Raw genomic sequence first — 26,726 nt, forward strand, 5'->3', positions numbered from 1 at the left:
TTTTAAATTAATCCAATTGCTGCTAATGCAATCCCTACAACCAATGCAATTGTTGGAATAACGAGCGCTACAACAAATACATCTTTGTATGTTTCTTTATGACGCAAGCCCGTTACCGCAAGAAGTGTCAGAAGAGCTCCGTTATGAGGCAGTATCGACGCCCCAGATGCCACACTCGCAATGCGGTGTAGTGCCTCAGCACTCAAGTTGGTTGTTTGAGATAATTGATACCACGTATCACCAAGAGCCTGAAGCGCAATTCCCATTCCACCGGATGCAGAGCCTGTAATCATAGCAAGAGCCTGAACACTTAACGCTTCTGAGACAAGCGCATTCTCGGAAACGCTTAACAGCATGTTTGTTACATCTTTAAATTCCGGAACAGCTGTAATGACCGAACCGAAACCAACAGCGGCACTCGTGTTGATCACAGCCATTACAGAACCTTTCGCCCCTTCATTCACCGACGAAATGAACGTTTTGTAATGCTTTATATTCAGCAGCATAATCGTGAGAATCCCAACGAGTAAAGACAAAATAGGCGCCCACTTTGCTACATTAAGAAGCAAGACAACAACGATAAGCGGTGTTAAGGATAACAACCAGTTCGGAAGCTCTGCTTCGTCACCATCATCCTTTTCTATTGCTGTATCTGGCTCTGTAAACCCTTCGTTTTTAGCCTTCAGCTGCTTGTCACGATATGCCAGCCAAAAATAACCCCCGACCGCCATAATGGCACCTGTCACTAAACCGATAATGGAACCAGCCATTGCATCAGTCTTAAATGTATCAGTCGGAATTAAATTTTGGATTTGCGGTGTCCCAGGGATTGCAGTCATCGTAAACGTGAATGCCCCTAGAGCAATAGTAGCCGGCAGCAAGTTCCGCGAAACATTCGCTTCCCGGAATAAAGCGATTGCAAGCGGATAAATAGCAAATACGACAACGAATAGGCTAACTCCTCCATATGTAAGTACAGAACAAGCAACTAAAACACCTAAAATGGCTCTTTTTACTCCAAACAGCTTAGCAATACGTTGTGCAATCGATTGAGCTGCCCCCGTGTCTTCCATCATTTTCCCAAAAATAGCACCCAATAAGAAAATTGGAAACCATTTTTGTGCAAATGCTACAAAACCTCCCATATAGGTTTCGGTATAGGTTGGCAATACATCCAAACCGCTTGTCATGGCCACAATAGCCGCCACAAGCGGAGCGATCCAAATAATGGACCAGCCAAGGTAAGCAAAGAACATTAATAATGCAAGACCAAAAATAATTGTGAGCATGCAACCTCCTCCTTTCATGCAGTTCCTTTTGTAAGTCATAGAGTGAAGGTTTCATAATGTGTCGTTATATAATAAATCGATTTAAGTAAATCTTTGAATGATCATTCAGGAGGTTTAAAGAACTACTTGCGAAAGCCCCCCTATTAAATAAAACGATGTCGAATCATTAAGTGAAATGTATATGCATCAACATAGAATGCCTACAAACAACATCGCATTGTGTATTTAACTGTTACATGTAACGTTTTATGCATATAATTAATCTACTGCATTTATATCTATAGGTAAAATGAATTAAATTCATAGTAAGTATAGATAGAATCTATAGTTACCATTGATAGAAAGACAGATTTACAACCATACCGCTCTATTAAAGCAGGCAAGTAAAAAAATTTCACAAAAGTTTCTACTACACTTTTCTTTCGTAACAAAGACAAAAAACCTTCACAATGGAAGGTTTTCAACACTAGAAGCAGAACGCCTTTTTCATTTCCTACACGTCCATAAGAAAAACCATGCTCCTAATTTTTCTAAATTGCCTTTTTATGAATGAACGTGAAGTGAAGGCGCCTACTTCATTGTCTTACTATTTCAATAGACGAAACTTCTCTCATGGAGGAAATTCCAGAAAGAGCTAGAGACAGCTTAAATTCTTGAAGTAAATTTTCCAGTACTTGCTTGACTCCCTTTTCTCCCTCTGCAGCCAAACCATAAATGTATGGACGCCCAATTAAAACGGCAGAAGCCCCAAGTGCCAATGCTTTGACGATATCTGCTCCCCGCCGAACGCCGCTATCGAATAAAACAGGAATGTTCTCCCCTACAGCTTCTACAACTTCAGGCAAGGCGTCAAGTGCCCCTACACATCCATCTAATTGTCTGCCTCCATGATTTGAAACAACAATAGCATCCACTCCATATTTTACAGCGAGCTTTGCATCTTCCGGATGAAGAATCCCTTTAATAACGAGAGGCAACGAAGTGTGCTGTTTAATTAATTGAATATCTTCCCAATTTAAAGACGGATGATTGATGTTCTGCTCAATATAATCAATAATTGTGTTTTCTTCTCTGTCCGGCAGTGATGCTAAAAAAGCCGGATCTTGTATGTAATTGGCGCTTCCATACCCGCGCTTTAAGGGGGAATATCCGTTACGCAAATCTGTCTCTCTCCAACCAAGCATAACTGTATCAACGGTAAGAACAATTGCTTCGTACCCTGCCTTCTCTGCACGCTGAATCATACTGTAGGAGATTTCCTTATTTGCTGACCAGTATAATTGAAACCATTTTGGCGATTTGCCAAGTTCAGATGCAATTTCTTCTAAAGAATAGCTCGATACAGTACTTGCAATCATAGGAATTTGCAGACTGGCCGTTGCTCTAGCGGTGGCCAATTCCCCTTGCACATGTGCAATTTTTTGTACACCAACAGGAGCCAAAAAGACAGGGGTGGAATATGTATGTCCAAAAATTGTAATCGATGTATCAATTGTTGATACATCTCGAAGAACCCTCGGTTTTATTTTCCACCGTCGAAACGCTTCTTCATTTGCGTGCACACTTTCTTCTCTCCCGGCACCTGCCTGAACGTATCCGAATGCTCCTTTCGTCATATGTTCCTTCGCACTTTCTTCCCATTCCTTTAGGGATAACGGAAATCTATTTATCTCCCTATATTTTTCTATAAATGTCTCTTGCCCTCCTACTATTTGCATGTATGATTACCTCCATTCTTAAAATATAAACACGATTTAATCATGAACAATAAATTATCTTTTTTAACACTGGACACTTCTTATCACATCGATTTTATGTAATTTTCTAACAATTATAACATCCTTCTTGCCTTTATGGCTAAGAATATTCATATCTATCTAAAATAGGCGAGAATATTCCTATTTCAAACAGCTTGCAAGAGCGTTAAGCGGTGAGTAGTTCAATCATTTATTTTTTTAGAGTCGTGTGCCTCGTAAAATGTTTTTTCTCAACGATTTCTTACGGCACTTCTCAATCCAGTCATCACTATTACTTTGCTTAATTTAAATTGAGCAAAGTAGTAACGGAGCCATGTTTTACTGGCTCCGTCAGATTTAATACCATCTTGAAAGATTCCTGAGTTGTTGTCCCTGTGGTAAGAAAAGAGATACTAGCTCAACTTATATACCTTTGACTTGATCTAACACCTCTTTGAACGTACGAATTACGGTATTAACTTCTTCATAGCTGATTGTTAAAGAAGGCTCAATCCGAATTGTTTTAGAGTTAATCAGAGTCCCCGCCACAAGAACGCCTCGATCAAACATCCCTTGAGATACTTCGTAACCGATCTCATCTTTATGAAACTCCACTCCAATCATTAATCCTTGCCCACGAATTTCAAGCACTTTATCTTCATGTCCTCTCATCGCATCCCGCAATCCATGTAACAAATATTCTCCTACTTCGGCTGCTCTTTCCGGTAAGTTTTCTTCTAATAAAATATCAATGGTCGCAATGGCAGCTGCGCAGGCAAGCGGATTCCCGCCAAATGTAGTTGTATGCATAAATGGGTTTGGGAACCAGCTTTTAAATACTTTTTCCTTTGCTACAATGGCTCCTGCAGGCATCACGCCTCCTCCAAAAGCTTTAGCTAAACAAATAATATCCGGTACAACGTCATACAATTGTGCAGCAAACATTTTCCCTGTCCGCCCCATCCCTGTTTGTACCTCATCAAAAATGAGCAATGCTCCGTATTCATCACAAAGCTCTCTTACTTGTGTCAAATAGTTGTCCGGCGGGAGAATAATTCCGCCTTCTCCTTGAATCGGCTCCAGAAGAACAGCCGCTACATCTTCTCCTACTAGCGAACATGTTTCAAACGTTTTTCGCATCATGTCAATATCCCCGAACGGGACATGACGAAATCCTGGAATTAATGGTAAAAACGGCTTTCGAAACATTCCTTTCGCAGTTCCCGATAATGCCCCAAGGCTCTTTCCATGAAAGGCACGGGTCGTCGAAATAAAAGTCGTGCGCTCACTGTACATTTTAGCAAGCTTCAGCGCTGCTTCTACACTTTCTGTTCCACTATTTGTAAAGAATGCATATTTTAAATCTCCAGGCGTAATATCGGCCAAAATTTTGGCAAGCATCGCACGAAGAGGATCGAGTAAATCTTGACTATGAAGAGCTTGACGCTTCAATTGATCCGTTACAGCCTTAACGACTTTCGGGTGGCGATGTCCCACATTATAAATGCCAAATCCTCCAAGACAATCAATGTATTTCTTGCCATTGACATCAGTAAAGCATGACCCTTCATCTGACCATTCGACAGCGGCAAATTGTGTATCCTTCGTCACGGTTTTCCGATACTCGAGAAAACCTGGATTCACATGTTCACGGAAACCAGCAACTGTTTCCTTTGTAATCCATTTCGCTTCTTCTTCTGTTACTATTTCTTTTTCAATTAAACATAAAACCTTTTTAATATAATCATGGACATTTTGAACTTGTTCTTCCTTTTTCACATCAATACTCATTCTCATCACTCCTGTTCATTTTTTATCAGCCTTTTTTATCCCTTAAACCAACCAATCGGTTCTACTTGTAAGTTAATATTAATTTGCTTAATTTCTTGAAACTCTTCTAAACCAAATGTGCCTAAACTGCGCCCGATTCCACTTTGTTTATAGCCTCCCCATGGCGCCTCATTGTAAGTTGGATGATAAGAATTAATCCATGTAATTCCGGCACGAATTTTTTTGATCACACGCAATGCCTTCGCTCCGTCAATTGTGAAAACCCCACCTGCAAGCCCATAATCCGTATCGTTCGCAAGCTGAATGGCTTCCTGTTCATCCCGAAAGCGTTGAATGACCACGACAGGTCCAAAAATTTCTTCCTGTACGATACGCATGTTTGGCTTTACATCTACAAAAACCGTTGGTGCTACAAAAAAACCGTTATTCAATTCTTCTTTTATAATGCGCTTTCCGCCGCATACAAGACGGGCTCCCTCTTCTCTTCCGATTTCAATGTAGTTCAATACTTTCTCCATATGTTGTTGGCTGACAAGCGGCCCCATTTCTGAACTCGGATCATTTCCAGGTCCTACTTTAATGCGACTAGCACGCTCTACAAACCTGTCAATAAATTTCTCATAAATCGTTTCTTCTACGAGAATACGCGAACCTGAAGAACATACTTGCCCAGCCCCTGCATAAATTCCAAACAACGCATAATCAACTGCCGTTTCAAAATCGGCATCGGCAAAAATAATATTCGGAGATTTCCCTCCAAGCTCCAACGAAATTTTTTTCATCGTTTCCGCAGCCGTTCTCATAATGTGCTTTCCTGTTTTCGTTCCACCTGTAAAAGAAATCATATCAACATCTGGGCTCGCAGCAATCTCGTTTCCAATAACAGGTCCGGCTCCCATCACCATGTTGGCAACCCCTTGAGGCAATCCCACTTCTTCAAAAATTTCGAACAACTTTGTCGGTGTGACAGGTGTTACTTCAGACGGCTTAAAAACAATCGTATTTCCCGCCGCTAAAGCAGGTGCAATTTTCCAAACACTCATAAGTAGCGGATAGTTCCATGGAACGATTAGTCCACATACACCGACCGGCTCACGAACGACCATTGCTTGCATCGGATCGGCAACTTGGTACGTATAGCCATCAGGCTTTGTAATTAAACCAGCATAGTAGCGGAAGCAGGTAGCCGCATCGCTCACATCAAAGCCAGCCTCCCTTAATGTTTTACCGTTATCCATCGTTTCAAGGTTAGTAAGTTCTTCTTGATATTCTTCCATTTTATCGGCAATTTTGAATAAATAAGCCGCTCTGTCAATGGCAGGAAGCTCGGACCATTCTCCGCCCTCAAACGTTCTCTTGGCGGCAGCGATAGCTTCTTTAGCATCTGTTATTGTTCCTTCTGCCGCATAAGCGATCACTTTGCCATTCGCAGGGTTAATAATGGGCCTTTTTTCTTGATTACTTGAATCTACCCATTGCCCACTTATATACATCTTTAAATCTAGTATTCTATCTTCTCCATCATAACGAACACCTTGCACGTCTTTTGTATCAATCATCTTTCTTTCGCCTCCCTTATCCATCTCCTCATCCATATATACTTGCAAGTTCTATGCCAACCTAGATGGAATTGACCTTTATCGCGTTCCCTCTACATATGTTCCAAAATGTTATGCAACGATGCATAAGCTATTAATACGTGCATACATATACTATTTTTCGTAATATTAGCAGCGATTTTCTCAAAAAAAGGTCCGGCTGGCAGTCATCCACTGCTCACCGAACCCTTTTGCACACATTCTACTCATTTCTTCTCTTCACTATTATCATCCTATTCACGAATAAGAACGTTTATCAAGGTTCATTTCCTTTCCATTGACGATTTTTTGATATTTTCGACTAACGGACGATTGACTGATTCCGAGTGCTTTTGCTGCTTTCGTCGTTGTTTTGTATTGTTTCATCGCCAGTTCAATTAATTGTTCTTCAACATGATCGAGTGCCTCTTGAAGAGGGATTACCCGTGTAATGATTGGCTTAGATGTTTTTAAACCGTAGCTGACCGGAAGAAATTGACTAACAAACTCAGCCGTAAGTATAGGATCATCTGCTGAAACGATCAGGCGTTCAATCATATTTTGCAGTTCCCTTACATTTCCAGGCCAAAGATAAAACTCCAATACGTTAACAGCATCCGGTGTCAATTGAAAGCTTTTATGATACTTTTCATTTAATTGCTGGAGGAAGTGAAAGGCCAGCATGGAAATATCTTCAATTCGTTCCCGTAACGGTGGAATATGGAGGGGGATGACATTTAAGCGGTAAAACAAATCTTCGCGAAACGTTCCTTGTTCAACCATTTTTTCTAATTTTTTATTCGTTGCAGCGATAATTTGTACGTCTACTTTAATCGGTTTCGTACTTCCTATCGGAATGACTTCTTGTTCTTGTAGCACTCTGAGAAGTTTGACTTGAAGGTGCGAAGGCATTTCCCCTATTTCATCTAAAAATAAAATCCCTTGATCAGCTTGTTTAAAATAACCGTCTTTTCCATTTTTATCAGCACCCGTAAATGACCCTTTCACATAACCAAACAGTTCGCTTTCAAGTAAATTTTCCGGAATAGCACCACAGTTTAGTTTAAGGAATGGCTTTGATGAACGGCTCCCTAATTGATGAATGGCTTGCGCAATCACTTCTTTTCCAACACCAGACTCACCATTAATGAGGACGGTAGAAGAAAATGCCGCTATTTTTTTCACTTGATTCATAATTTGTTCCATCTTTGGGCTGCAATAAATCAATTTTTTTAAGAAGCGGTCTTTATTTTTGAAATCATCTAATTCTCTCTTATATTGTTCGGATATTTTTTTCATTTCTTTCAGCTCGGTTCGCAAACGAGTGGTTTCTGTAATATCACGTGAAGCAATGATAATGCGGTCAATTTCTTTTTTTTCATTGAATACAGGATTTCCGACAGCTAAAATCTTCCTTCCGCTTTTCGTTTCCTGAACAACAGATACTTTCTTCTTTTTTTCCAATACGAGACGCGTAACAGACGGACTAAATAACCCTTGATCTTCTAACTCTAAAATGTTTTTCCCAATAAGATCTTTTAAGTCAATTCCCCAAAAATCAGGAATAATTGTTTCACTAAAACGTAAAAGCTCGCCCTTTTGATTCACAACTAATATTTCATCATAAATGCTTGATAAAATCGCATTCAAATCCGTATTCAAATTTTTAATGTATTCAATTTCCAGCGCCATTTCTTCAACCATCGGCAAATCTTGGACGACGATAATGATTCCTTCTACTTCCTGTTCAAGATTGAAAATAGGGCTGTAATCAACAAGCACTCCCATTTCATCCGTAATTTGAATTTGGTTGAGAAGTGTTTTTCCAGTCGCAAACACATTTTGAATATGACTAGCTTGAAAAATCGTTTCTGCTGACACATTCATGACTTTTTCAGACGTAGATTTAATCATTTTCAAACCGGCATCATTGCAATTAATAATTTGTTTTTCGCGATCCACAATGAACATGCCCATCGGAATAGAGGTTAAAATAATTTTAAGTAAATCCACACTTTTGTTTTCTTGTTTAAACAGTTCAGCAAGTATATCTTCTCTTCGTATGTATCCCGACAGTTCGCCTTGTTCATCTTTCACCATTGCAATAGGCTCGCCAATAATTTGGAAAAGAACGGGTAAAGAAATATGCTGACTCAAATGGCACACATGGTCAATGGAAATTGCATAGGAAAGTAATGTTTTTAATGCTACCTTTTCTTTCCTGCTCTCCCCATGTAAAAGGTTATGAATATGAACATAAGCAAACAATTGATTTTCTTTTTTCAAAAATAAAAATGGCTCTTTTATATAATCTGTGGCTACGTAACCGTCTTTTCCTATCTCATCTACATCCAAAGCTACAACCGGTTTAATTTTTTCCTTTTCAATCGAGAACATCTTTCAACCCCCTTCAAACAGCAAATACTTTGCTTATCACTATTTTAACAGAATTTTTCCATAAATATGAAATCTTATTCTTTCCACTTGCCCTCACGGTGTTAAAAAAGAAAGAGATTCGCAATCTCCTTAAATGGTTTTTGCTAATCTCTTATTAAATAGCTTGTCACTCAGTTTATGGTAGCACTTTTTCCATTATTCCCCTGAAATGATGCTATCTTCTTTTATATAAGCTAAAACCATACCTGGAATGACTCTTTCCCCTGTTTGTACCTCTAATGATTGAACAGCTCCACTTACGCTCATTTGAACTGTTTCAATTGATCCATCAAAAGTTGTAATCCAAAATAACGGCTCTCCCACATGAATCCTTGAATTTTTTGAGATTGAGACTTTCTTAATTATCCCATAACAAGGACTTGTAATCATTTCCTCATACAATCAGACCACTGCCTTTCCTGCCCCCGAAATCTCTTGCAATCAAATGAATGCCCTCTCTTTTTAGTCTTAGCTCTAAACGGTACTTTTGTTCAAAAATGGTACATCTATGCTTGTACTTCCTCCACTTCAAATTGAGGAGGAGCAGAACGAAATGCTTTTGTAATATACAATAAATAAGCAAAACCAATGGCGGCCCAGCCTAACCCAAGTATAAAAGAACTAAACTCAAGGTTGATCCATAATATTCCGACTAATCCAGCACCAATTAATGGAAAAACAAGGTAGTTGATAAATCCTTTTACTGTTTTATGTTTCTTCTCACGGACAACAAAGTGACTAATAACAGACAAGTTGACGAACGTGAACGCAATCAGTGCCCCAAAGTTAATGAGCGACGTTGCCATCACTAAATCTAGGAAAATAGCAGATAAAGAAACGCCTCCCACTATCAACACGTTAAAAGCAGGTGTGTGCCATTTTGGATGAATATATCCGAACCATTTGTTTGGGAATACATTATCTCGTCCCATCACATATAAAAGGCGAGAAACACTTGCATGTGATGCCATCCCTGATGCCAGTGTGTTAACGAATGTAGTGCATAAGAAAATGGATTGAAACAGCTTACCACCTACATAAAGAGCAATTTCGGGTAAGGCTGCTTCTGGATCGTTAAATCTGGACATATCAGGGAAAAATAATTGAATAAAAAAAGATGCTGTAATAAAGATGACCCCGCCCCATAGTGCCGTAAGAAAAATCGCGCGCGGAATAGTCTTTACCGCATTCGGTGTTTCCTCGGCGAGTGTCGTAACCGCATCAAACCCTAAGAAGGAAAAGCAAAGAACGGTTGCCCCAGCTACGAGCGCAGAAAGCTGCATATCTTCCGTCATAAACGGCTGCATCGTCCATACCGTGCCCGTCCCTTCTCCTTGATGAAGACCCCTTATAACTAAAATTACAAACACGACCATAATGGCAATTTGGATTAGCACAAATACGGTGTTGAAGTTTGCCAACATATTTACACTTCTTAAGTTGAGGAACGTCACAATCAAAACAAAAATGACGACCCAAATCCATGAAGGAACTTCTGGAAATAAAGCAGAAAGATATAGTTTTGTCAGCAACGCATTAATCATCGGTAAAAATAAATAGTCTAATAGCGAGGACCATCCGACAAGAAAACCGAGATGCGGGTTCATAGCCTTTTGTGTATATGTATAAGCAGAACCTGCTGTCGGAAACACTTTCACTAATTTCCCATAACTAGCTGCCGTAAACAACATACCCGCCAATGCAATTAAATACGCTGCTGGCACATGTCCGCCTGATATATCCGATACGATACCAAATGTATCAAATACAACCATTGGCGTCATATATGCTAATCCCATCATCACAACTTGCCACAATTTTAACGACTGCTTTAACCGATCCCCATTTCCCACCTATCATTCCCCCTTAATAATGTAAATCAGCACACCTTAAAAACGACTCGTTCCTTCTTGTGAACATGAATGTATAACAAAAATTTGATAAAAACCTATTTTATGTCTGAAAATTCTGCATTTTTAATATATACGCTTTTAATTATTTCGCCCGCGGATTTGTTAGATATTCTGACATACATTTATCTGGCTGGCACACTTTCTCCTATTCTTTCATTCATAGTCCTTCACTACCCTGTCATATTATTGATCTCTCTTTTTATCTCCCTCCTCTTCTTTAACCCATTGCATCACATATCATTAACCTATCCTTTCTCATCAAACCTTTATCTCCTAAAAAAGAAACTCATTAAACATCCTTTCAATTTTCATGCCAGTTTTGCTGGATTAAAAAATCTGAACAAAAAAATTGAAAAAAGTAACATCCTTCTATATGTTTACTTAACTATTAGTTTTCAAAATAATGTACGTTATTTTCCTATTGGACCATTCTTTTAGTCAAATCTTCATCGTGCCTTGCCTCCATTCTCTATTCAAAATTGCATATACTATTCTGTCTATCATAATTTCTATTCCTAAAAAACTCTGCTTGTTTACACTGCGCGCTTTCTTTCCATTACTTCAACGGCAGGTTTAAAAATGGCACACTTCTTGCAGGAAATATAACTATAACAAAACCATATGGAAAATGGAGGAATTAATATATGCAATATCCTTTATCACCTGACATTAAGCCCGAATTTTGTACGACTGGTTCTTTTATGCGTTTACCATCTTCAAAAGAAAAAGCAAAATTAGCCATTATCGGAATGCCGTTTGATACAGCCGCTTCTTTTCGGGTCGGTGCCCGTTTTGCACCACAGGCTATCCGCCAAGCATCCATGACTCTATTCCCCTATCATCCGATTCACAAAGTGTATCCATTTGAGGATTGTCATGCGATTGATGTAGGGGATGTATCCGTCATTCCTCATAACATTCATCGTAGTTATGAATTAATTGAAAAAGCTGTGATCGATTTAATGGAGCAAGGAATAATTCCAATTGGATTAGGTGGAGACCATTCGGTTACATTAGCAAACCTCCGTGCTTCAGCTAAAATATACGGACCAGTCGCCTTAATTCATTTTGATTCTCATACAGATACATGGGATACGTATTACGAAGAAAAATATTGGCACGGCTCTCCTTTTATACGAGCTTATGAGGAAGGGCTTTTGCAGCCAGATAAAGTATTTCAAATTGGTATTCGAGGAACATTGAATCACCCAGGGGATATCGATTCTAGTAAGGACTTAGGCTATCACGTCATTACCACTCCGGAACTAAAAGAACGTGGCATCCAAGACGTCCTCCAAGAGATGAAGCAAAAGATTGGCGACACGCCATGTTTTTTAACTTTTGACATTGACTTTGTTGATCCGTCATGTGCTCCAGGGACCGGAACATTGGAGGTTGGTGGTTTAAATAGCTTAGAAACATTGCAAATTATTCGCTCATTAACCGACTTCCAGTTTATCGGCTTTGACCTTGTCGAAGTTCTTCCTCCTTATGATCCAACCCAAATAACTTCCTTACTAGCAGCAACCATCGTCCATGAGTTTGCCAGCCTCGTTGCGCTCAAAGTAAAGGACAATGTTGGAACAAATATAGCTACCGCAACTGAATAAATATTACTGCATCGCTTAGTTTAGACATTCCGCTCTCCAAACAAACAGCTTGCAATGGTTTACAGCAAGCTGTTTGCTTTTGAATATTGCAAAATCCATTCCTAAGATTCTCTCCTCTTTTTGCGTGCTCTTTTCAATATGAATCGTTCTTTATTTACTGTAGAATTCTATTACATGAATTCACATAGTATAATTCGTAGACTATGAAAGCTATTTTACAGCCTTGTTGACTTATTATTATCAAAATTGATAATATAATAAAAAAAGATACTGATAAATTAAAGGACTGATGGCTGTGACATTTACAGAACATGAAGTAACGATTCATGGAACATACAAGTTAAGAGGCACCTTGACAATTCCCCAAAATCGACATGACAAACACCCTCTTATCTTATTCGTCCACGGAAGCGGAGAAATTGACCGAGATGAAAATGCAAAGAAACTGCGTATTAACGCATTTAAAGAGTTAAGTGACTTAGCGGTAGAACAAGGATTTGCCACGCTACGCTATGACAAACGTGGGATTGGGGAAAGTGAAGGTAATTATTTTGCGGCAGGTTTTTTTGATTTAGTCGACGATGCAACATTCGCTTTACAATTTGCCCGCCAGCATCCTGAAATTGACACTAAGCGCATTATTCTCCTTGGTCATAGCGAAGGATGTTTAATTATTCCAATTGTTCATCAAAAAATCCCCGTTCAAGGAGCCATTTTACTGTCTGGATCGGCCGAACCACTTCCTGTCACAACTGAATGGCAACGAAAACAAATGATTGAAGATATGCGCCATACAACAGGATTTGAAGGATGGTTGCTTCGTTTGTTGAAAGTCGAACAGAAATTTTTAAAAATGAATGATGACCTCATCGCTAAAATCAATAACACAAATGAAAGCATAATCCGTTTTAAAGGAAAAAAAATTAACGCGAAGTGGAATCGAGAACATGCTCAAGTTGATGTACGAGAATATTTACCTGCATTAAATTGCCCTGTCCTTGCTATTACCGGAGCGAAAGACGTTCAAGTAAAACCCGAACAAGTAGAAGACATTTGCCGATTTGTACAAGGTGAGTGTGAATATCACCTCATTGAAGATATGACACATCTATTACGAAAAACAAAGGTTGATCATCGATTTAAAGCCATTTTAAAAGATTATAAACAACAAGTGCAGCGTCCAATCGACGATGAATTAAAACAAATTATCTCGAGGTGGCTTGAAAACTGGAAGATTAAATGAACTTACTAAACATTGTCACATTGCATGTAGGGATGACAATGCTATGCTCCCATTATAAGAAAGAAATCGTGGGATTTTCTTACAATAATACTTTTTCTTTTTAATTTTCAAAAATTAGTTGTTATATTCAATAAAATGATTTAAAATACATTTTATTGAATATATATAAATTTTTTAAATATCATTTCCAAAGCTTCATATTTATTTTATAATATTATTAATTTTCAAAAAAATAGAAAAGGGGACTTTACACTATGAAAAAGAAAAAATGGTTTGCATCAATTTTAGGTGGCATGTTTGCTGTCAGTTTACTAACAGCATGTGGAGGAAGCACAGAAGAAGGAACCACAGAAGGAACTGAACCGAACACAGAGAAAGAAGAAAAACAAGTACTAACAATGGGGACATCAGCAGACTATCCTCCATTTGAGTATATTGATACAACAAAAGGCGATGAAATTATCGGTTTTGATGCTGATTTGGCGAAAGCTATTACAGAAGAGCTTGGATATGAAGTTGAATTGGTAGATATGGACTTTAACGGTCTTATTCCAGCCCTTCAATCTGGTAAAGTTGATTTTGTTATGGCAGGGATGACTGCTACGGAAGAACGTAAACAGAGCGTTGATTTCACTGTTCCTTACTACATCAGTAACAACCTTATTGTTACGAAAAAAGACAGCGGGATTGAGAAAATTGAGGATTTAAGTGGAAAAACTGTTGGTGTACAAGTAGGAACGATTCAAGAAGGAAAAGCAATTGAACTTCAAAAAACAATCGATATGCAAGTTGAAAACCGTAACCGCATTCCAGAAATTATTCAAGAAATGAACTCTAATCGTTTTGATGCAGCAGTCATTGAAGATGTTGTGGCCAAAAACTACTTTAATAAAGATGAGACTCTTGTAGGCTTTCCAATCCCAGATGCGGACGAAAAAGGATCTGCTGTAGCGTTCCCTAAAGGAAGCGAGCTAACTGCAGAATTCGATAAAGTATTACAGGACATGAAAGACAGTGGCGAATTAGATCAATTAATTGAAAAATGGTTCGGCAGCGAAACTCCTGCTGAATAATCTCTATACAAGCCAAAAGAGAAAAGATGATACGAACGTGTTCATCTTTTCTCTTTTTTCGTATTTTCAACTAAAGAAACTAGATGCGATTCGACATGACCACTCTTTCGTCATATCCAATTTTCTAGATGGATTTATACAGTTAAGCTGGTTCCTTCGTTAACTCTTTCAACTTTTGAATTTCTCTTTCTACCTCGTCTTGCATCGAGCTACCAACTGTAGGAAGAGGAAAAGCGCTGGACGGGTTAGCCAATTGATGACTGGCTTGTACATCAGCTTCCATCATTAATATTTGCTCCTCCACTCGCGCTACTCCTCTCGCTACGTTTTCATTGCTGAATGAAAGAACCGTGTTGTTCATTTGTTTCATCGAACGGGCAACATTTGCTCTTGAAACAAGCAGCATTCGTTGTTGCTGTAATTCTTTATATTTCTGTTTTAGTTGATTTAACTGTTCCCATAGAGCGGTTGTCTGGCTTTTAATCAGCTCATATTGCTCTTCGTAAATGTGTAATTGTTTTTCTTGGATTAACTTTTCTTGCACCGCTAGTTTAGCAAATTCTTCTTCCTCGTGTTTCACGGCCAACTTTGCTTGTCGGTTTCGTTTACTAATTAATTTCTCTGTTTCCGCTATTAAAGCAACTTGTTTCTTTTCAAGGAAAATTTGATTAGAAAGTGCTTGTTGACCTCTATTAATTTCCTGCTCCATGTCTCTTACATGCTGATTTAACATTTCAATGGGGTCTTCTACTCGATCCAAAAGTCCATGTGTTTCAGCCATCATGATTGTTTTAATCCGTTTAAAAATGCCCATCTTATTCATTCTCCTTTTTGGTGGTTTGATTTTTTTCCCACTCATCCAATACATCTGTATGGTTCGTGTTGATATGAGAAGCTTCGTGCAAAATCGGTTCTTTCATCATAGACGCTTCATAAAAACGGTTTGCTTTTTTCTGCTTAAATCGTCTCCATAAAAGGAAAGCGGCAACTCCTACAATCAAAAATACGATCCACCCCATTAAATGAAAACCTCCATGATGCGGGCCAGACATAAAATGGTGGTGCCCAAAGCTCGGACCATGCCCCCTGCCCATTGACTGATAATGCAATGGAGCATTATAAAAGAAGAAACCTCCGAAGAAGTTCATTAGAAACTTAATGGTTGTGAATGCAACAATTACGCCAGCAATCCATAATATGCTCTTTTGTACTTGAGTTTTCATTGTTTCTCCTCCTTCCCTTTCTTGATACTAGCATTGTAATAAAGGAAAATGAAAAATCAGTGAAAACTAGATCGATTTAGAAGATTAATTATTCAGAAGGTCTCAATAATCACTTGGGAACACCTTCCCCAAAAATAAAGAGGTGTGGAATGATAAAATGAAGTATATATAATTAATTAGACCTGACCGTTTTGAACGGTCAGGTCTAATTTTCTAAGTAAGATCCTCAGCTGTTCTTACTTTCTCAAAATATTGAGTGCTTCCTATCTATTCTCTCACTTAGTAAATGGAATTCGGATCGTAAAGGTACTCCCTTGGCCGATTTCACTTGACACTTGAATCGTTCCTCCATGTGCTTCTACAATCCATTTGGCGATGGATAAGCCTAATCCATGTCCTCCCATTTGTCTTGTACGTGCTTTATCTGCCCGATAAAAACGGTCAAATATACGAGCATGATCTTCTGGTTTAATACCAATTCCCGTATCTTTTACTTGAATACACATGACAGGAGGATGCTCCGATGATTCAATCGACAGAAGGAGACGAACTTCTCCACCATTTGGCGTGTACTTAATGCCATTATCCAGTAATATATAGAGCAATTGCGTTAATCTCTCCGGATCGCCATTGATGACCATCGTCTTGGGAGCGCTTAAATGAAGTTGAATTTGCTTCGCTGCTGCGAGCATCTCAACAGATTGAAGCGCTTTTTCGGCAGGCGGTCGAAAATTAAACGTTTCATTCACTCTTTCTATCGTACCGGAATCCGAGCGAGCTAGTGTCAATAAATCACTCACTAATTTCGTCATCCTTTTCACTTCATTTCTCATGTTCACTAACAACTTCTTGGAAAAATCATCTTCCTCCGTATCCATGGTCATTTCCATTGCATCAATGGAAGACAACATTACACTTAACGGTGTCCGAAGTTCATGGGAGGCATCGGCTACAAATTCCCGCTGTTTCGTAAAAGCTCCTGTAATCGGAACCATTGCCTTTTTAGACATGACACGACTTAAATAGAAAGCAATTCCAGAAAAAAGAATGACAAGTGCTACTAAAATAATAAAGAGCATTTTAAATAATTGATACGCAAATGTAATATCTTTCCCGATATAAAGCATACCGATAAATTGTCCTTTATAAAACATCGGACGACCTGCGATCATCAACTGAATTTCATGCTGTTTTGCAGGAGGACGCAGTTCAGCTCCCATCCCTTCGCCTTTTGGTCTTAATTCAGGATAAGTAGCTTGTAGTGTTTCTTGACGGATTTCATTTCGATTCGGAACCCACCCTTTTAAAAGACCAAATAAATCTTTACGCAGTACGAGAACCTTTTCATCCCCCATAATTAATTCACCTTCAGGGTTTATGACATAGTAAAAAAATTGGTCCACTCCTGCTAGTACTAATTCTTGGTTTTGAATTCCTTGAAGGCTCCGATAGTTATTTTGGATTAAATAATTTTCCAAAATTCGTGCTTCTTGATTTGCCGTTTCTGTTAATTCCCGTTTCTGTCCATTCAAAATAACAGTATAAAGCAATAAATACACAACAATAATGAATAGAACGAGAAAAAGCATCAGCAATCCACTATATGAAAGCGTTAAACGATTTTGCGTACGTGTAAATACATCTTGCTCTGGACGATTTCGCCAATCACGTATAAGTGAACGGAGATTAAATTTCAAACTTATACCCTACCCCTCTTATACTTTGAATCGCTTCTTGCTTTCCAATTAGACCAAGCTTTTTTCGAAGCAATTTAACGGTAGCGTCAATTGTTTTAACCGATACATCCGCATCATATCCCCACACTCGATCCAAAATCGTTTCTCGCGGCAAAACTTGTCCTTTATTCTGAACGAGAAAATCTAACAACTGGAACTCGCGAGGACTTAGTTGAATATTTTCTTCTCCGTTCACAATCGTTTGGCTCGTTCGATTTAACACGATATCATTAATACGAAGTTCTTCTTCTACAATTGGAGCATAATTTCGCCGGGAAAGCGCTCGTAATCGTGCAAGAAGTTCATCGATTTCAAATGGTTTAACGAGGTAATCGTCCGCACCTGAATCTAAACCTTCAATTCGATCTTCAAGGGAATCTTTCGCTGTAAGCATTAAAATAGCGCCCGAATATCCTGCTTTTCGCAAACGTCGACACACATCTACGCCATCTCCGTTTGGCATCATCCAATCTAGAATAAGGAGGTCGTAATGAGAAGCCGTTGCATAATCATACGCATCCTCCCCTTCCATTACCCAATCGACCTTGTACCCGCCTTTTTTCTTTAACATAAATGCTATTAATTCACCAAGTTGCAGATCATCTTCTGCCAAAAGAATATTCATCTATTCAAACTCCTTTCCGCTTTTTTATTTTATCACTAATTCTCCTTTCTCCTCACTAGATGGTGAAAGAAGATTCCATAGCGCTGCTTAAGACGGCAGTCTTTTATACGACCTGCCGTCTTCTTGTACAATATTTTTAATTTCCATCCACAAGAAAGTTTTCAATCTGGTATTCGGCCTTTTTCTCCTCCAGCCATGTTGCATATTCTGTTTGCATTTTCTCGCTTGTTAATAACGCTTTAATTTCACTTTTATTTTCTTCATAATTTGCTTTTTGTGCTTCTTGTTTCTCGACTAGCTTAATAATATGATAACCATATTCTGTTTGGACGGGTTCACTAATTTCATCTTGCTTTAATGAAAAAGCCGCTTGCTCAAATTCTGCTACCATGTCCCCTTTTGTAAAGAAACCAAGGTCTCCTCCTTGCTCCTTTGTTGTTGTATCTATTGAATATTCTTTCGCCAATATGGAAAAATCTCCCCCGCTAGCCAACTCGTCTTTCACTTTTTTCGCTGTTGCCTCATCTTCTACTAAAATATGACTTGCCTTTACTTGCTCCGCTGTCGCAAACAATTCTTCGTTTTCTTCAAAATATGTCGTCATTTCCTCTTCTGTCACGGAAATTCTAGATTGAAGAAGTTTTTCAATTATCAAATTCAAGGAAAGATCCTTTTTTACATCTGTTAAAGAAATGCCGCTCATCTCCAATGCTTCCTTCAGCGCTTCTTCGCCTCCGTAAGTTTCTTCTAATTCTTGCAATTCCTGTTCAAGTTCTTCTTCCGTCACACCAATTTTTTGTTTTTCTCCTTCTTGTTGAATGATCGTTTGATCAATAAGTACATCAAGTGCTGCTTGTCCACTTTGTTGTACAAGCATATCGTATAATTGTTCTTTGCTAATATCTGTACCATCTACACGTGCAACAACTTCTTTTTCATCAAAGACGGTTGTAAACAAAACGATGATGCCGACGATAAAGGCTCCTATCACCATATATATTTTTTTCTCTTTCCATTTTCCCATCTTTTATTCTCTCCTTTTAAAAACTGCATTCATCACTTTTACTTTTAACAGTCCATTTCGTTTAACCGTTCTTTTTCCATTTATTATTGTAAACTTCAAAAATGAAAATATGGTGAAAAGGGATTACTAACCACTTAAGAAACGAGTTGTTAATTATACAATTTCTTATATCGCACATGATAAATTTTGATTATTTATCATACAGTTTCATATGTAATAGAATAAACGTATTCTTTGGTTTGTTTATGTTGTTTAAATATATTTTGTTTACTTGTTTATATTGTTTAAATGATTTCTTGTTTTTTTGTTTTAGAACTTTTAAAAACTTGATATAACAACGTTTTTCCGTATTAATCCTCACATTTTTTATTTGAACTATCACAGATTTTGTTCAAACTCTCACATTTTTTATCTTTATTCTCACACTTTTTATTTGAACTATCGCACTTTTCATTCGAATCCTCACACTTTTTATCTTTAAAATCTCACACTCTTTATTTGAACTATCACATTTTTTATGCAAACCCTCACTCATTTTATCCTAAACTATCACACTTTTTATGCAAATCCTCACACATTTTACCCCAAACTATCACATTTTTTATACAAACCCTCACGTTTTTTATCCCAAACTATCACATTTTTTATACAAACCCTCACTCATTTTATCCCAAACTATCACATTTTTTATACAAACCCTCACGTTTTTTATCTCAAACTATCACATTTTTTATACAAACCCTCACGTTTTTTATCTTTAAACCCTCACACTTTTTATGCAAACTATCACATTTTTTATCATTCCTTTTTCCTAAGAAAAGTTCTATGAGAAACAAAAAGGATCCAAAATTCTAGTCGGTTTATATAACATTTTGTAAAATTTCATAAATATAGTCCATGAAAAATCGCCTAATCTCGATCTTATTATTTAATTTAGTTTGAAACTCTCCCATTTCTTATAGCTAGAAAAATCAACTATCACAAATTTTATACGTTTTTTAAAGTAATTTTTGATTGATGGAATTATCACAATCCATTAGAATTAGTGATAGTTAGGAGGCAGCTAGATGCAGGATGTCGTGAAACAGGAGAAAAAAATCAGTCCTAATCATAAGGTAACAAAGTCCAATGACTTAATTGAGACCGCTTATAAATTATCTCTTCAAGAGACGCGGATTATCCATACACTCATTAGTATGGTGGAACCTGATGATGAACATTTTCAAGTTTATAAATTCACCGTAAAAGAATTTGCCAATATGGTTGGAATTAAGGGGAATATTTATCAATATATTCGTGAAATTATTACAGGCCTCCAGGAAAAAACCATTCCGATTAAACAAGATAAATCAACACTCGTTGTCAATTGGCTCGCCAGTGCAGAATATTTTCCAGGTGAAGGTTACGTTGAATTAGAAATTTCCTCTAAATTGAAACCTTTCTTGCTTAATATGAAAAAAAGATTTACGTCTTATCAGCTCAAGTACATTTTGCAGCTGAGTTCGTTTTACTCAATTCGAATTTATGAACTGTTAAAGCAGTATCAGTTTTTACGACATAAAACTCGAACCATTCCTCTTGAAACATTAAGGGAATGGATTGGTCTTGAGCCAAATACATATAAGCAATACGGCCATTTTAAAAACCGAATTTTGTCAAAAGCCCAAGAAGACATTAACGAAGTGACAGACATGAATTTTGAATTTCGAGAAGTGAAAAGCGGACGAAAAGTAACAGCAATCGAATTCCGTATTATTCCGAAAGATAATGAAGAAGTGCCTTTATTAGAAACGAACAATGAAACAGAAGAACAGCTTGATGTATCCATCACTGAGAGTCATAAAAGTTGGGACGAAACAGAGCAAAGTTTATTGAATCAACTTTTGCAACACAATATGGAAAAAGCGGTAGCTGAATCTCTCTTAACTCAGTATGACAAAGAACGCATTCAGAATGCTCTGGAATATACGCAACAGCGTTTGGAAACAAAAGAAATTGACAACATTCCTGGTTATTTATTGTCAGCCGTCAAAAAAGGATGGAAGCCGAAAAAACGAGGAGTTATTCGAAAAGAAATGGTTCCACGCTTTATGAAACAGCAGACCAATGATGAACAGCAAGCTTCCTATTTGAATCGCTTTGAATCACAAGCCGCCTTTGAGCATCACTGTCTTGAAGTATATGAATTGAAAAAAAGCTTGGCAACAGGAAAAGAACATCCCGACAACATTGCAGCGGAAGAAGTGAAAAATACGATTCGAATGGATATAAAAAAAAGAAAAGAACTCGGCTTGCCTGTTCGACTATTTGATGATTTCCAGAACGATCTTTTACGCAGATTTTACCAAGAAGTCATTTTAGAACATCTTTCTTGATAAAAACCCCCTTATGGTCGTTTTTTCGACCATAAGGGGGTTTTTATCAAGAATATCGTAATTTTTATTCAAAAGATAACGGGATTGTTACTTGGACTTTTGTTCCTTTATCTCGCTCACTTTGAATATTGATATGGCCGCGATGGTGTTCAATGATTTGATTAATGACCATGTACCCTAAACCTGTTCCCGTTTCTTTTGTTGTGTAAAAAGGCTTTCCTAAATTTTGAATTTGTTCTTCTTCCATCCCATACCCATCATCCTCAATTTCAATGACTACGGATTCACTTTTTCCCTTCCACGCTCTTACCGTAATATTGCCTCCGTATGGAAGAGCCTCCATGCTATTTTTTAAGACGTTCATAAATATTTGTTTTAATTGATTTTCATCACATTTGACAATTAGTTCAGACTCTTTTACCTCCACATGCACGTTAATATTATTCATGGTAGCTTGTGCTTGAAATAAAACAATCGTTTCGTTCAAAGCTTGTAAGACATCTCTTTTTTGATAATTCAACACGTGAGGCTTTGATAAAATTAAAAATTCACTAATGATAAAGTTAATCCGGTCAAGTTCAGAAAGAATGAGTTGGTGATGCTCACTATTAGAAAAGTTTTCTGCTGTAAATTGAATGAATCCACGAATTGTTGTTAACGGGTTGCGAATTTCATGAGCGACACTTGCCGCCAACTGACCGACAACTGCCAGTTTTTCTGAGTTCAACAACATACTTTCTGTCTGCTTACGTTCTGTAATATCACGAAATTGCGCAAAAGCTCCAACTAAATATTGCTGTTTATCAAAAATTGGCAAGGCGTCTAATAAAAAGGTCAATACATGTTCATCTTTTCTAGTAAAAGATATCTCAACGTCTGTATAAAGTTGCTGATTGATGAGCACCTCTTTTAAATACGCTCCGAAAAGAGGAAATTGATCAATATTCTGATGGAGAACGCTCTTATTCTCTATTCCTGTTAACTGTTCTGCATGAATATTGTAACCAACAAGTTTTCCATCGGCATCCACAATCATAATCCCGTTTCTTGTTGTATCCATAATAATTTCATTTAAAACATTTAATTGATAGTTTTGTCGCAAAAGCTTCAATTCGCGCTCAATCGAATCATTCACTGTTAATAGCATGGGTAATAGGAGTGGATTGTCATACTCTGCCCCCGTCATAAGCGACACTGTTCCAAGTACTCGCCCATCTATTCGATTTTTAATAGGGACACAATAACAGGCTGATGAGTGTAGAACATGGTGATAATGCTGATCTCCGACGATTTGTACGGGGGCTTCATGCTTTAATGATAAACTAAGAGCATTAATCCCATTATATTCTTCCGTAAAGAGCACCCCTTCTTTAAGCCCGAGGTGTGCAACCATGCTTTTAATCGTTTCGTCACCTAAAAATTGCAATACGTAACCTCTTTCATCGGTTACACACGTTAAAATAGGGATTCCTTCTATGGATAACAGCAATTTATCTAAAAAATGCTCAACTACTTGTAAAATTTCCCGATATTCAAAACGCTTTTTTTGTAATTCTTCGTCACTTAAAAAATAAGGGAAGGGTGGGATCTCAAGAGGGTCCATCCCCCGTTCCTGACATTCCTTTTTAAGAGTTTCAAAATCTAGAATAGTATCTTTCATTATTTGTGTCTCCTGACATCCCTATTTTCCATACAGTTTCTATTATCTATTATAGGTCAGAAAGAGAAAGGAGTTAAGAAGAAAAACCAAATAATAACATGTTTTTATAGTCGTTGCCATTAGCAACGTAATAGAGGATTCTCATCAAGAAATTTGCATATTTCATCCCACTATTTCACAACCTATCCTGTACGACGTTACGAAGATTGGAGTGATATGAATGGCAAAATCAAAGCAAGGCTCTCAAAAAGGGAAGCCGAATGCCGATACAGCTAAGACAGTCATGGCTGCTGAAGAGATGGAAAAAGCGATTCATCCAACAAAACGGCAAAATTCTAAACAGTAAAATGGCGATTTTTCGTCATCCGATGGTTGTTTGCATTTTGAACAATCACACAAATTCTGTTGCAAGCGAAGGTCTCTAAACAAAAAGGCAAACCGCTCGTCGAAGGAGTTGTTTGCCTTTTCTTATGCTAGCTAGTCAATTTTTTTCAATACGGCCCGCACAGGACTGCCGTCTGCTTCGGCAAGTGCGAGTGGGAGAGCTGCTAATTCATAATCTCCCTCTTCAACATCGTCCAAGATAATCCCTTCTAAAATATGCAATCCATGACGAGTAAGCTCATGATGAGCGGACAACTCCTTACTATCTAAAGGATCAACAGACGGTAAGTCGAGCCCAATCAATCGAACGCCACATTTGGAAAGATATGCAGCAAGTTCGGGGTGAAGATGTGGAATGACTGTTGGAAAAACATGACGGTTTTTCCAAGCTCCCGTATAAATGAGTAAGCGTGTCACCCCGCTTAAATCTACCTCATGAAAATCTTCCACACCAATGCTTGTCTTCTCTTCCAATCGAATAACACGTGCCGGACCGATATACAGATTAATATCCAATTCTGTCACTTTTTTTCCTTCATTATCAAAGTGAAAGGGAGCATCAATATGTGTACCTGTATGAATGCTCATCGTAATTTGGCCAACATTAACCGAACCACTTTCAGCTTTGCTCCAGTTCATTTTATATGTAAAAGGTGTATCCCCCGGCCAAACAGCGGTATGTTCATCTAATCGCTGTGAAATATCAATCCACTTCCCCATCCCGATTCCTCCATTCACATATTCATACATATCCTATTAGGAGGAATCTGTACGCATCATGATTGCGATTGACAGGTCCCCCCACAATTGTTTAGAGCTTTGTTCTTAAGCTCCATAACTCAGGGAAGAAATGATGATCAAGGGCACGTTTTAAATATGTAACGCCAGATGACCCGCCTGTTCCCTGCTTATGACCAATAATTCTTTCCACTGTATTCATATGATTATAGCGCCAGAACTGTTGCTGGCTCCCAATGTCTACAAGTTTTTCAGCTAGTTCATACAAATCCCAATATTGATCAACATTGCGATACACGGTCAACCAGGCTTGTTCTACACTATCATTTGGTTCATAGTTTTTAGACCAATCTCGATTTAAAGCTTTTTCATCAATCGGCAATCCTCGAACCGCAAGTGCATTAATGGCTACATCATAAATACTTGGTTCATTCAACGCGTTCTTCAATCTTTCATAAAGCTCTGCTTCATGTTGATACACTAACAATGTATGAGCATTCTTATTTCCAAGACCGAACTCAATGAGGCGATTTTGGTAAGATTGAAAGCCTGACGAATGCCCTAACTTATCCCGAAATTCCATATACTCAGCTGGTGTTAACGTAGATAACACGCTCCATGACTGAATTAATTGCTGCTGAATTTTTGAGACGCGGGACAGCATCTTAAAAGAAGGCTCTAACTCATTGCGGCGAATGCATTCAGTCGCTGCTGTAAGCTCATGTAAAATTAGCTTCATCCATAGTTCGCTCGCTTGATGGATAATAATGAACAGCATTTCATCATGGTGATCAGATAGTCGGTGTTGGCCCGATAATATTTTATCAAGGTGTAAATAATCGCCGTAAGACATGTCTTGTTGAAAATCGGTCCGAATGTTTTTTTCTAAGCTTGATGATGCTGTTTCTTTATTGTTTTTCATTCTCTTTTCCTCCCTTTACCCTTCAAGATATTCCACTTTAAGCGACCACTTCACGCTCATTCGCAAATTTTTCATATTGTTTATCCGTCATAATGGTTTTAAGGGTTTGGACGACTTTCCATACCTCTTCATAGGAAGTGTATAAAGCGACAGGTGCTAAACGGATAATGTTAGGAGCACGAAAATCTGGAATGATTCCGTTCTCTTTTAACGCCTTACAAATTCGAGCGGCTTCTGGATGCTCAAGACTAATATGGGCACCTCGGCGTACATCCTCTTTTGGATTTCCAATTGTAAAGCCTATGTCAGCCAATTCATGCTGAATCAAATCCATTAAATAGCGAGTAATAAACAGCGATTTTTTACGAATATTTTCAATTCCCGCTTCTTTAAATATTTCAAGAGAACCAATCAGCGGGGCAAGACTTAGTACGTGAGGAGTTCCAATTTGGAAAGCGCCCGCCGTTTCAGCCGGTGTCAATGTATGCTCCATATCAAATTGTTTATCCTTTCTTGACCCGAACCATCCGGCCAGTCCTGGATGGGTACCAAAGTGTTTTTGATTGACATACAAGCCGCCAACACAACCGGGGCCACCATTTAAATGCTTATAGTTACACCAATAAGCGAAGTCGACTTGCCACTCGCTGAAGGAGTGAGGAATGGCTCCAACAGAATGACAACCATCGAATCCAATTAAAATCCCCCTTTTATGAGCTTCTTCTGTCAATCGCTTCATGTCTAAAATTTGGCCACTCCGATATAACACAGTTGGAAGCACAATTAACGCAATTTCATCCGTCATAGCGGCGATAATATCCTCTTCTTCTAAAAAGCGTCCGTCCCGACTTTTCACACGAATTAAATGCGTATCAGGGTCATATCCATGAAGACGTAGCTGACTTTGCAGCGCATAAATATCAGATGGGAACGTAAGCTCATCAGCTAAAATTTTCGTGCGCATTCCTTTCGGCTTATAAAAAGAGGAGGTAAGCTGATGTAGATTCACCGTAGTGGAACCGGTTACAATTACTTCTTCCGGCAAAGCGCCAACAAGCGGTGCACTCATCTCTCCTAATTTTTCCGACATAAAAAACCATGGATGATTTCCTTGTGTCCAACCATCTATTCCAAGCTCCTTCCAATCCTTTAACGATTGCAATAAGGTTTTTTCTGCTCGTTTAGAAAGCAATCCTAATGAGTTTCCATCCATATAAATGGAAGATGAATTCAAATAAAATTCATCGCGAAAGGTTGATAATGGATCTTGTTGATCAAGACTTTGAGCAAACTCGACTGTTGGTTCAAAAGAATATGAGTGCATTCATAATCCCCCTAGACTTCATTTTTGCTAATATTTAGAGAAAGCGT

At 38.2% G+C, this 26,726-nt stretch carries 21 protein-coding genes; 5 read left to right on the forward strand and 16 right to left on the reverse strand.

Annotation, left to right across the window (positions count from 1 at the left end; all coding sequences use genetic code 11):
* Positions 1 to 2: 2 nt before the first annotated feature.
* The 7 genes from ACXAEO_RS14185 to ACXAEO_RS14215 all read right to left on the reverse strand — a co-directional run bounded on the left by ACXAEO_RS14185 (position 3) and on the right by ACXAEO_RS14215 (position 10,682).
* Entirely contained in the window at positions 3 to 1,289 is a 1,287-nt protein-coding gene (locus ACXAEO_RS14185) for a GntP family permease (protein ID WP_474882131.1), read from the reverse strand.
* 575 nt (positions 1,290 to 1,864) lie between these two features.
* Positions 1,865 to 3,007 carry an alpha-hydroxy-acid oxidizing protein gene (locus tag ACXAEO_RS14190; protein ID WP_474882133.1) on the reverse strand — a complete coding sequence of 381 codons (1,143 nt, stop codon included), beginning with the start codon at positions 3,005 to 3,007 and terminating at the stop codon, positions 1,865 to 1,867.
* Positions 3,008 to 3,448: 441 nt separating this feature from the next.
* Positions 3,449 to 4,816, reverse strand: a complete 1,368-nt coding sequence (locus tag ACXAEO_RS14195) for a putrescine aminotransferase (protein WP_474882135.1) — start codon at positions 4,814 to 4,816, stop codon at positions 3,449 to 3,451.
* Between the two features lie 35 nt (positions 4,817 to 4,851).
* Positions 4,852 to 6,324, reverse strand: coding sequence for an aldehyde dehydrogenase family protein (locus ACXAEO_RS14200; protein ID WP_474884167.1), 1,473 nt, complete (start codon positions 6,322 to 6,324; stop codon positions 4,852 to 4,854).
* 327 nt (positions 6,325 to 6,651) lie between these two features.
* Entirely contained in the window at positions 6,652 to 8,790 is a 2,139-nt protein-coding gene (locus ACXAEO_RS14205) for a sigma-54 interaction domain-containing protein (RefSeq protein WP_474882138.1), read from the reverse strand.
* 195 nt (positions 8,791 to 8,985) lie between these two features.
* The gene (locus ACXAEO_RS14210) at positions 8,986 to 9,231 is read right to left on the reverse strand and encodes a biotin/lipoyl attachment domain-containing protein (protein ID WP_474882140.1); all 246 of its coding nucleotides are present in this window, start codon (positions 9,229 to 9,231) and stop codon (positions 8,986 to 8,988) included.
* Positions 9,232 to 9,335: 104 nt separating this feature from the next.
* Positions 9,336 to 10,682: an APC family permease gene (locus ACXAEO_RS14215; RefSeq protein ID WP_474882142.1), complete on the reverse strand. Its 1,347-nt coding sequence runs from the start codon at positions 10,680 to 10,682 to the stop codon at positions 9,336 to 9,338.
* A gap of 704 nt (positions 10,683 to 11,386) precedes the next feature.
* On the opposite strand from ACXAEO_RS14215, the gene speB reads away from it, so the two are divergent.
* The 3 genes from speB to ACXAEO_RS14230 all read left to right on the forward strand — a co-directional run bounded on the left by speB (position 11,387) and on the right by ACXAEO_RS14230 (position 14,668).
* Positions 11,387 to 12,352 carry an agmatinase gene (speB, locus tag ACXAEO_RS14220; protein WP_474882144.1) on the forward strand — a complete coding sequence of 322 codons (966 nt, stop codon included), beginning with the start codon at positions 11,387 to 11,389 and terminating at the stop codon, positions 12,350 to 12,352.
* A 295-nt stretch (positions 12,353 to 12,647) separates the two neighbouring features.
* On the forward strand, positions 12,648 to 13,595 hold the full coding sequence (locus ACXAEO_RS14225; RefSeq protein WP_474882146.1) for an alpha/beta hydrolase: 948 nt from the start codon (positions 12,648 to 12,650) through the stop codon (positions 13,593 to 13,595).
* Between the two features lie 254 nt (positions 13,596 to 13,849).
* Positions 13,850 to 14,668 (forward strand): transporter substrate-binding domain-containing protein, encoded by an 819-nt coding sequence (locus ACXAEO_RS14230; RefSeq protein WP_474882148.1) that lies wholly within the window; start codon positions 13,850 to 13,852, stop codon positions 14,666 to 14,668.
* A 142-nt stretch (positions 14,669 to 14,810) separates the two neighbouring features.
* Here the strand turns inward: ACXAEO_RS14230 and ACXAEO_RS14235 are convergent, their stop codons facing one another.
* The 5 genes from ACXAEO_RS14235 to ACXAEO_RS14255 all read right to left on the reverse strand — a co-directional run bounded on the left by ACXAEO_RS14235 (position 14,811) and on the right by ACXAEO_RS14255 (position 19,276).
* Positions 14,811 to 15,482, reverse strand: coding sequence for a PspA/IM30 family protein (locus tag ACXAEO_RS14235; RefSeq protein WP_474882150.1), 672 nt, complete (start codon positions 15,480 to 15,482; stop codon positions 14,811 to 14,813).
* Between the two features lies 1 nt (position 15,483).
* Positions 15,484 to 15,891 carry a hypothetical protein gene (locus tag ACXAEO_RS14240; protein WP_474882152.1) on the reverse strand — a complete coding sequence of 136 codons (408 nt, stop codon included), beginning with the start codon at positions 15,889 to 15,891 and terminating at the stop codon, positions 15,484 to 15,486.
* Between the two features lie 275 nt (positions 15,892 to 16,166).
* Positions 16,167 to 17,588: a sensor histidine kinase gene (locus tag ACXAEO_RS14245; RefSeq protein WP_474882154.1), complete on the reverse strand. Its 1,422-nt coding sequence runs from the start codon at positions 17,586 to 17,588 to the stop codon at positions 16,167 to 16,169.
* Positions 17,578 to 18,252: a response regulator transcription factor gene (locus tag ACXAEO_RS14250; RefSeq protein ID WP_474882156.1), complete on the reverse strand. Its 675-nt coding sequence runs from the start codon at positions 18,250 to 18,252 to the stop codon at positions 17,578 to 17,580. The genes ACXAEO_RS14245 and ACXAEO_RS14250 overlap by 11 nt, the downstream gene beginning before the upstream one ends.
* Positions 18,253 to 18,388: 136 nt before the next feature.
* Positions 18,389 to 19,276, reverse strand: coding sequence for a peptidylprolyl isomerase (locus tag ACXAEO_RS14255; RefSeq protein WP_474882158.1), 888 nt, complete (start codon positions 19,274 to 19,276; stop codon positions 18,389 to 18,391).
* A gap of 1,067 nt (positions 19,277 to 20,343) precedes the next feature.
* On the opposite strand from ACXAEO_RS14255, the gene ACXAEO_RS14260 reads away from it, so the two are divergent.
* The gene (locus tag ACXAEO_RS14260) at positions 20,344 to 21,651 is read left to right on the forward strand and encodes a replication initiation protein (protein ID WP_474882161.1); all 1,308 of its coding nucleotides are present in this window, start codon (positions 20,344 to 20,346) and stop codon (positions 21,649 to 21,651) included.
* 64 nt (positions 21,652 to 21,715) lie between these two features.
* Here ACXAEO_RS14260 and ACXAEO_RS14265 read toward each other — a convergent pair whose 3' ends face one another.
* On the reverse strand, positions 21,716 to 23,311 hold the full coding sequence (locus tag ACXAEO_RS14265) for an ATP-binding protein (protein WP_474882163.1): 1,596 nt from the start codon (positions 23,309 to 23,311) through the stop codon (positions 21,716 to 21,718).
* A 220-nt stretch (positions 23,312 to 23,531) separates the two neighbouring features.
* On the opposite strand from ACXAEO_RS14265, the gene ACXAEO_RS14270 reads away from it, so the two are divergent.
* Positions 23,532 to 23,657, forward strand: a complete 126-nt coding sequence (locus ACXAEO_RS14270) for a hypothetical protein (RefSeq protein WP_474882165.1) — start codon at positions 23,532 to 23,534, stop codon at positions 23,655 to 23,657.
* A gap of 131 nt (positions 23,658 to 23,788) precedes the next feature.
* On the opposite strand, the gene kynB is transcribed toward ACXAEO_RS14270, so the two are convergent.
* The 3 genes from kynB to kynU all read right to left on the reverse strand — a co-directional run bounded on the left by kynB (position 23,789) and on the right by kynU (position 26,679).
* Positions 23,789 to 24,415 (reverse strand): arylformamidase, encoded by a 627-nt coding sequence (kynB, locus tag ACXAEO_RS14275; RefSeq protein ID WP_474882167.1) that lies wholly within the window; start codon positions 24,413 to 24,415, stop codon positions 23,789 to 23,791.
* A gap of 91 nt (positions 24,416 to 24,506) precedes the next feature.
* Complete coding sequence (gene kynA, locus ACXAEO_RS14280) at positions 24,507 to 25,355, reverse strand: tryptophan 2,3-dioxygenase (protein ID WP_474882169.1); 849 nt, start codon at positions 25,353 to 25,355, stop codon at positions 24,507 to 24,509.
* A gap of 37 nt (positions 25,356 to 25,392) precedes the next feature.
* Positions 25,393 to 26,679: a kynureninase gene (kynU, locus tag ACXAEO_RS14285; protein WP_474882171.1), complete on the reverse strand. Its 1,287-nt coding sequence runs from the start codon at positions 26,677 to 26,679 to the stop codon at positions 25,393 to 25,395.
* Positions 26,680 to 26,726: the final 47 nt, after the last annotated feature.

The sequence above is a fragment of the Bacillus sp. ABA4_010 genome (assembly GCF_056159105.1).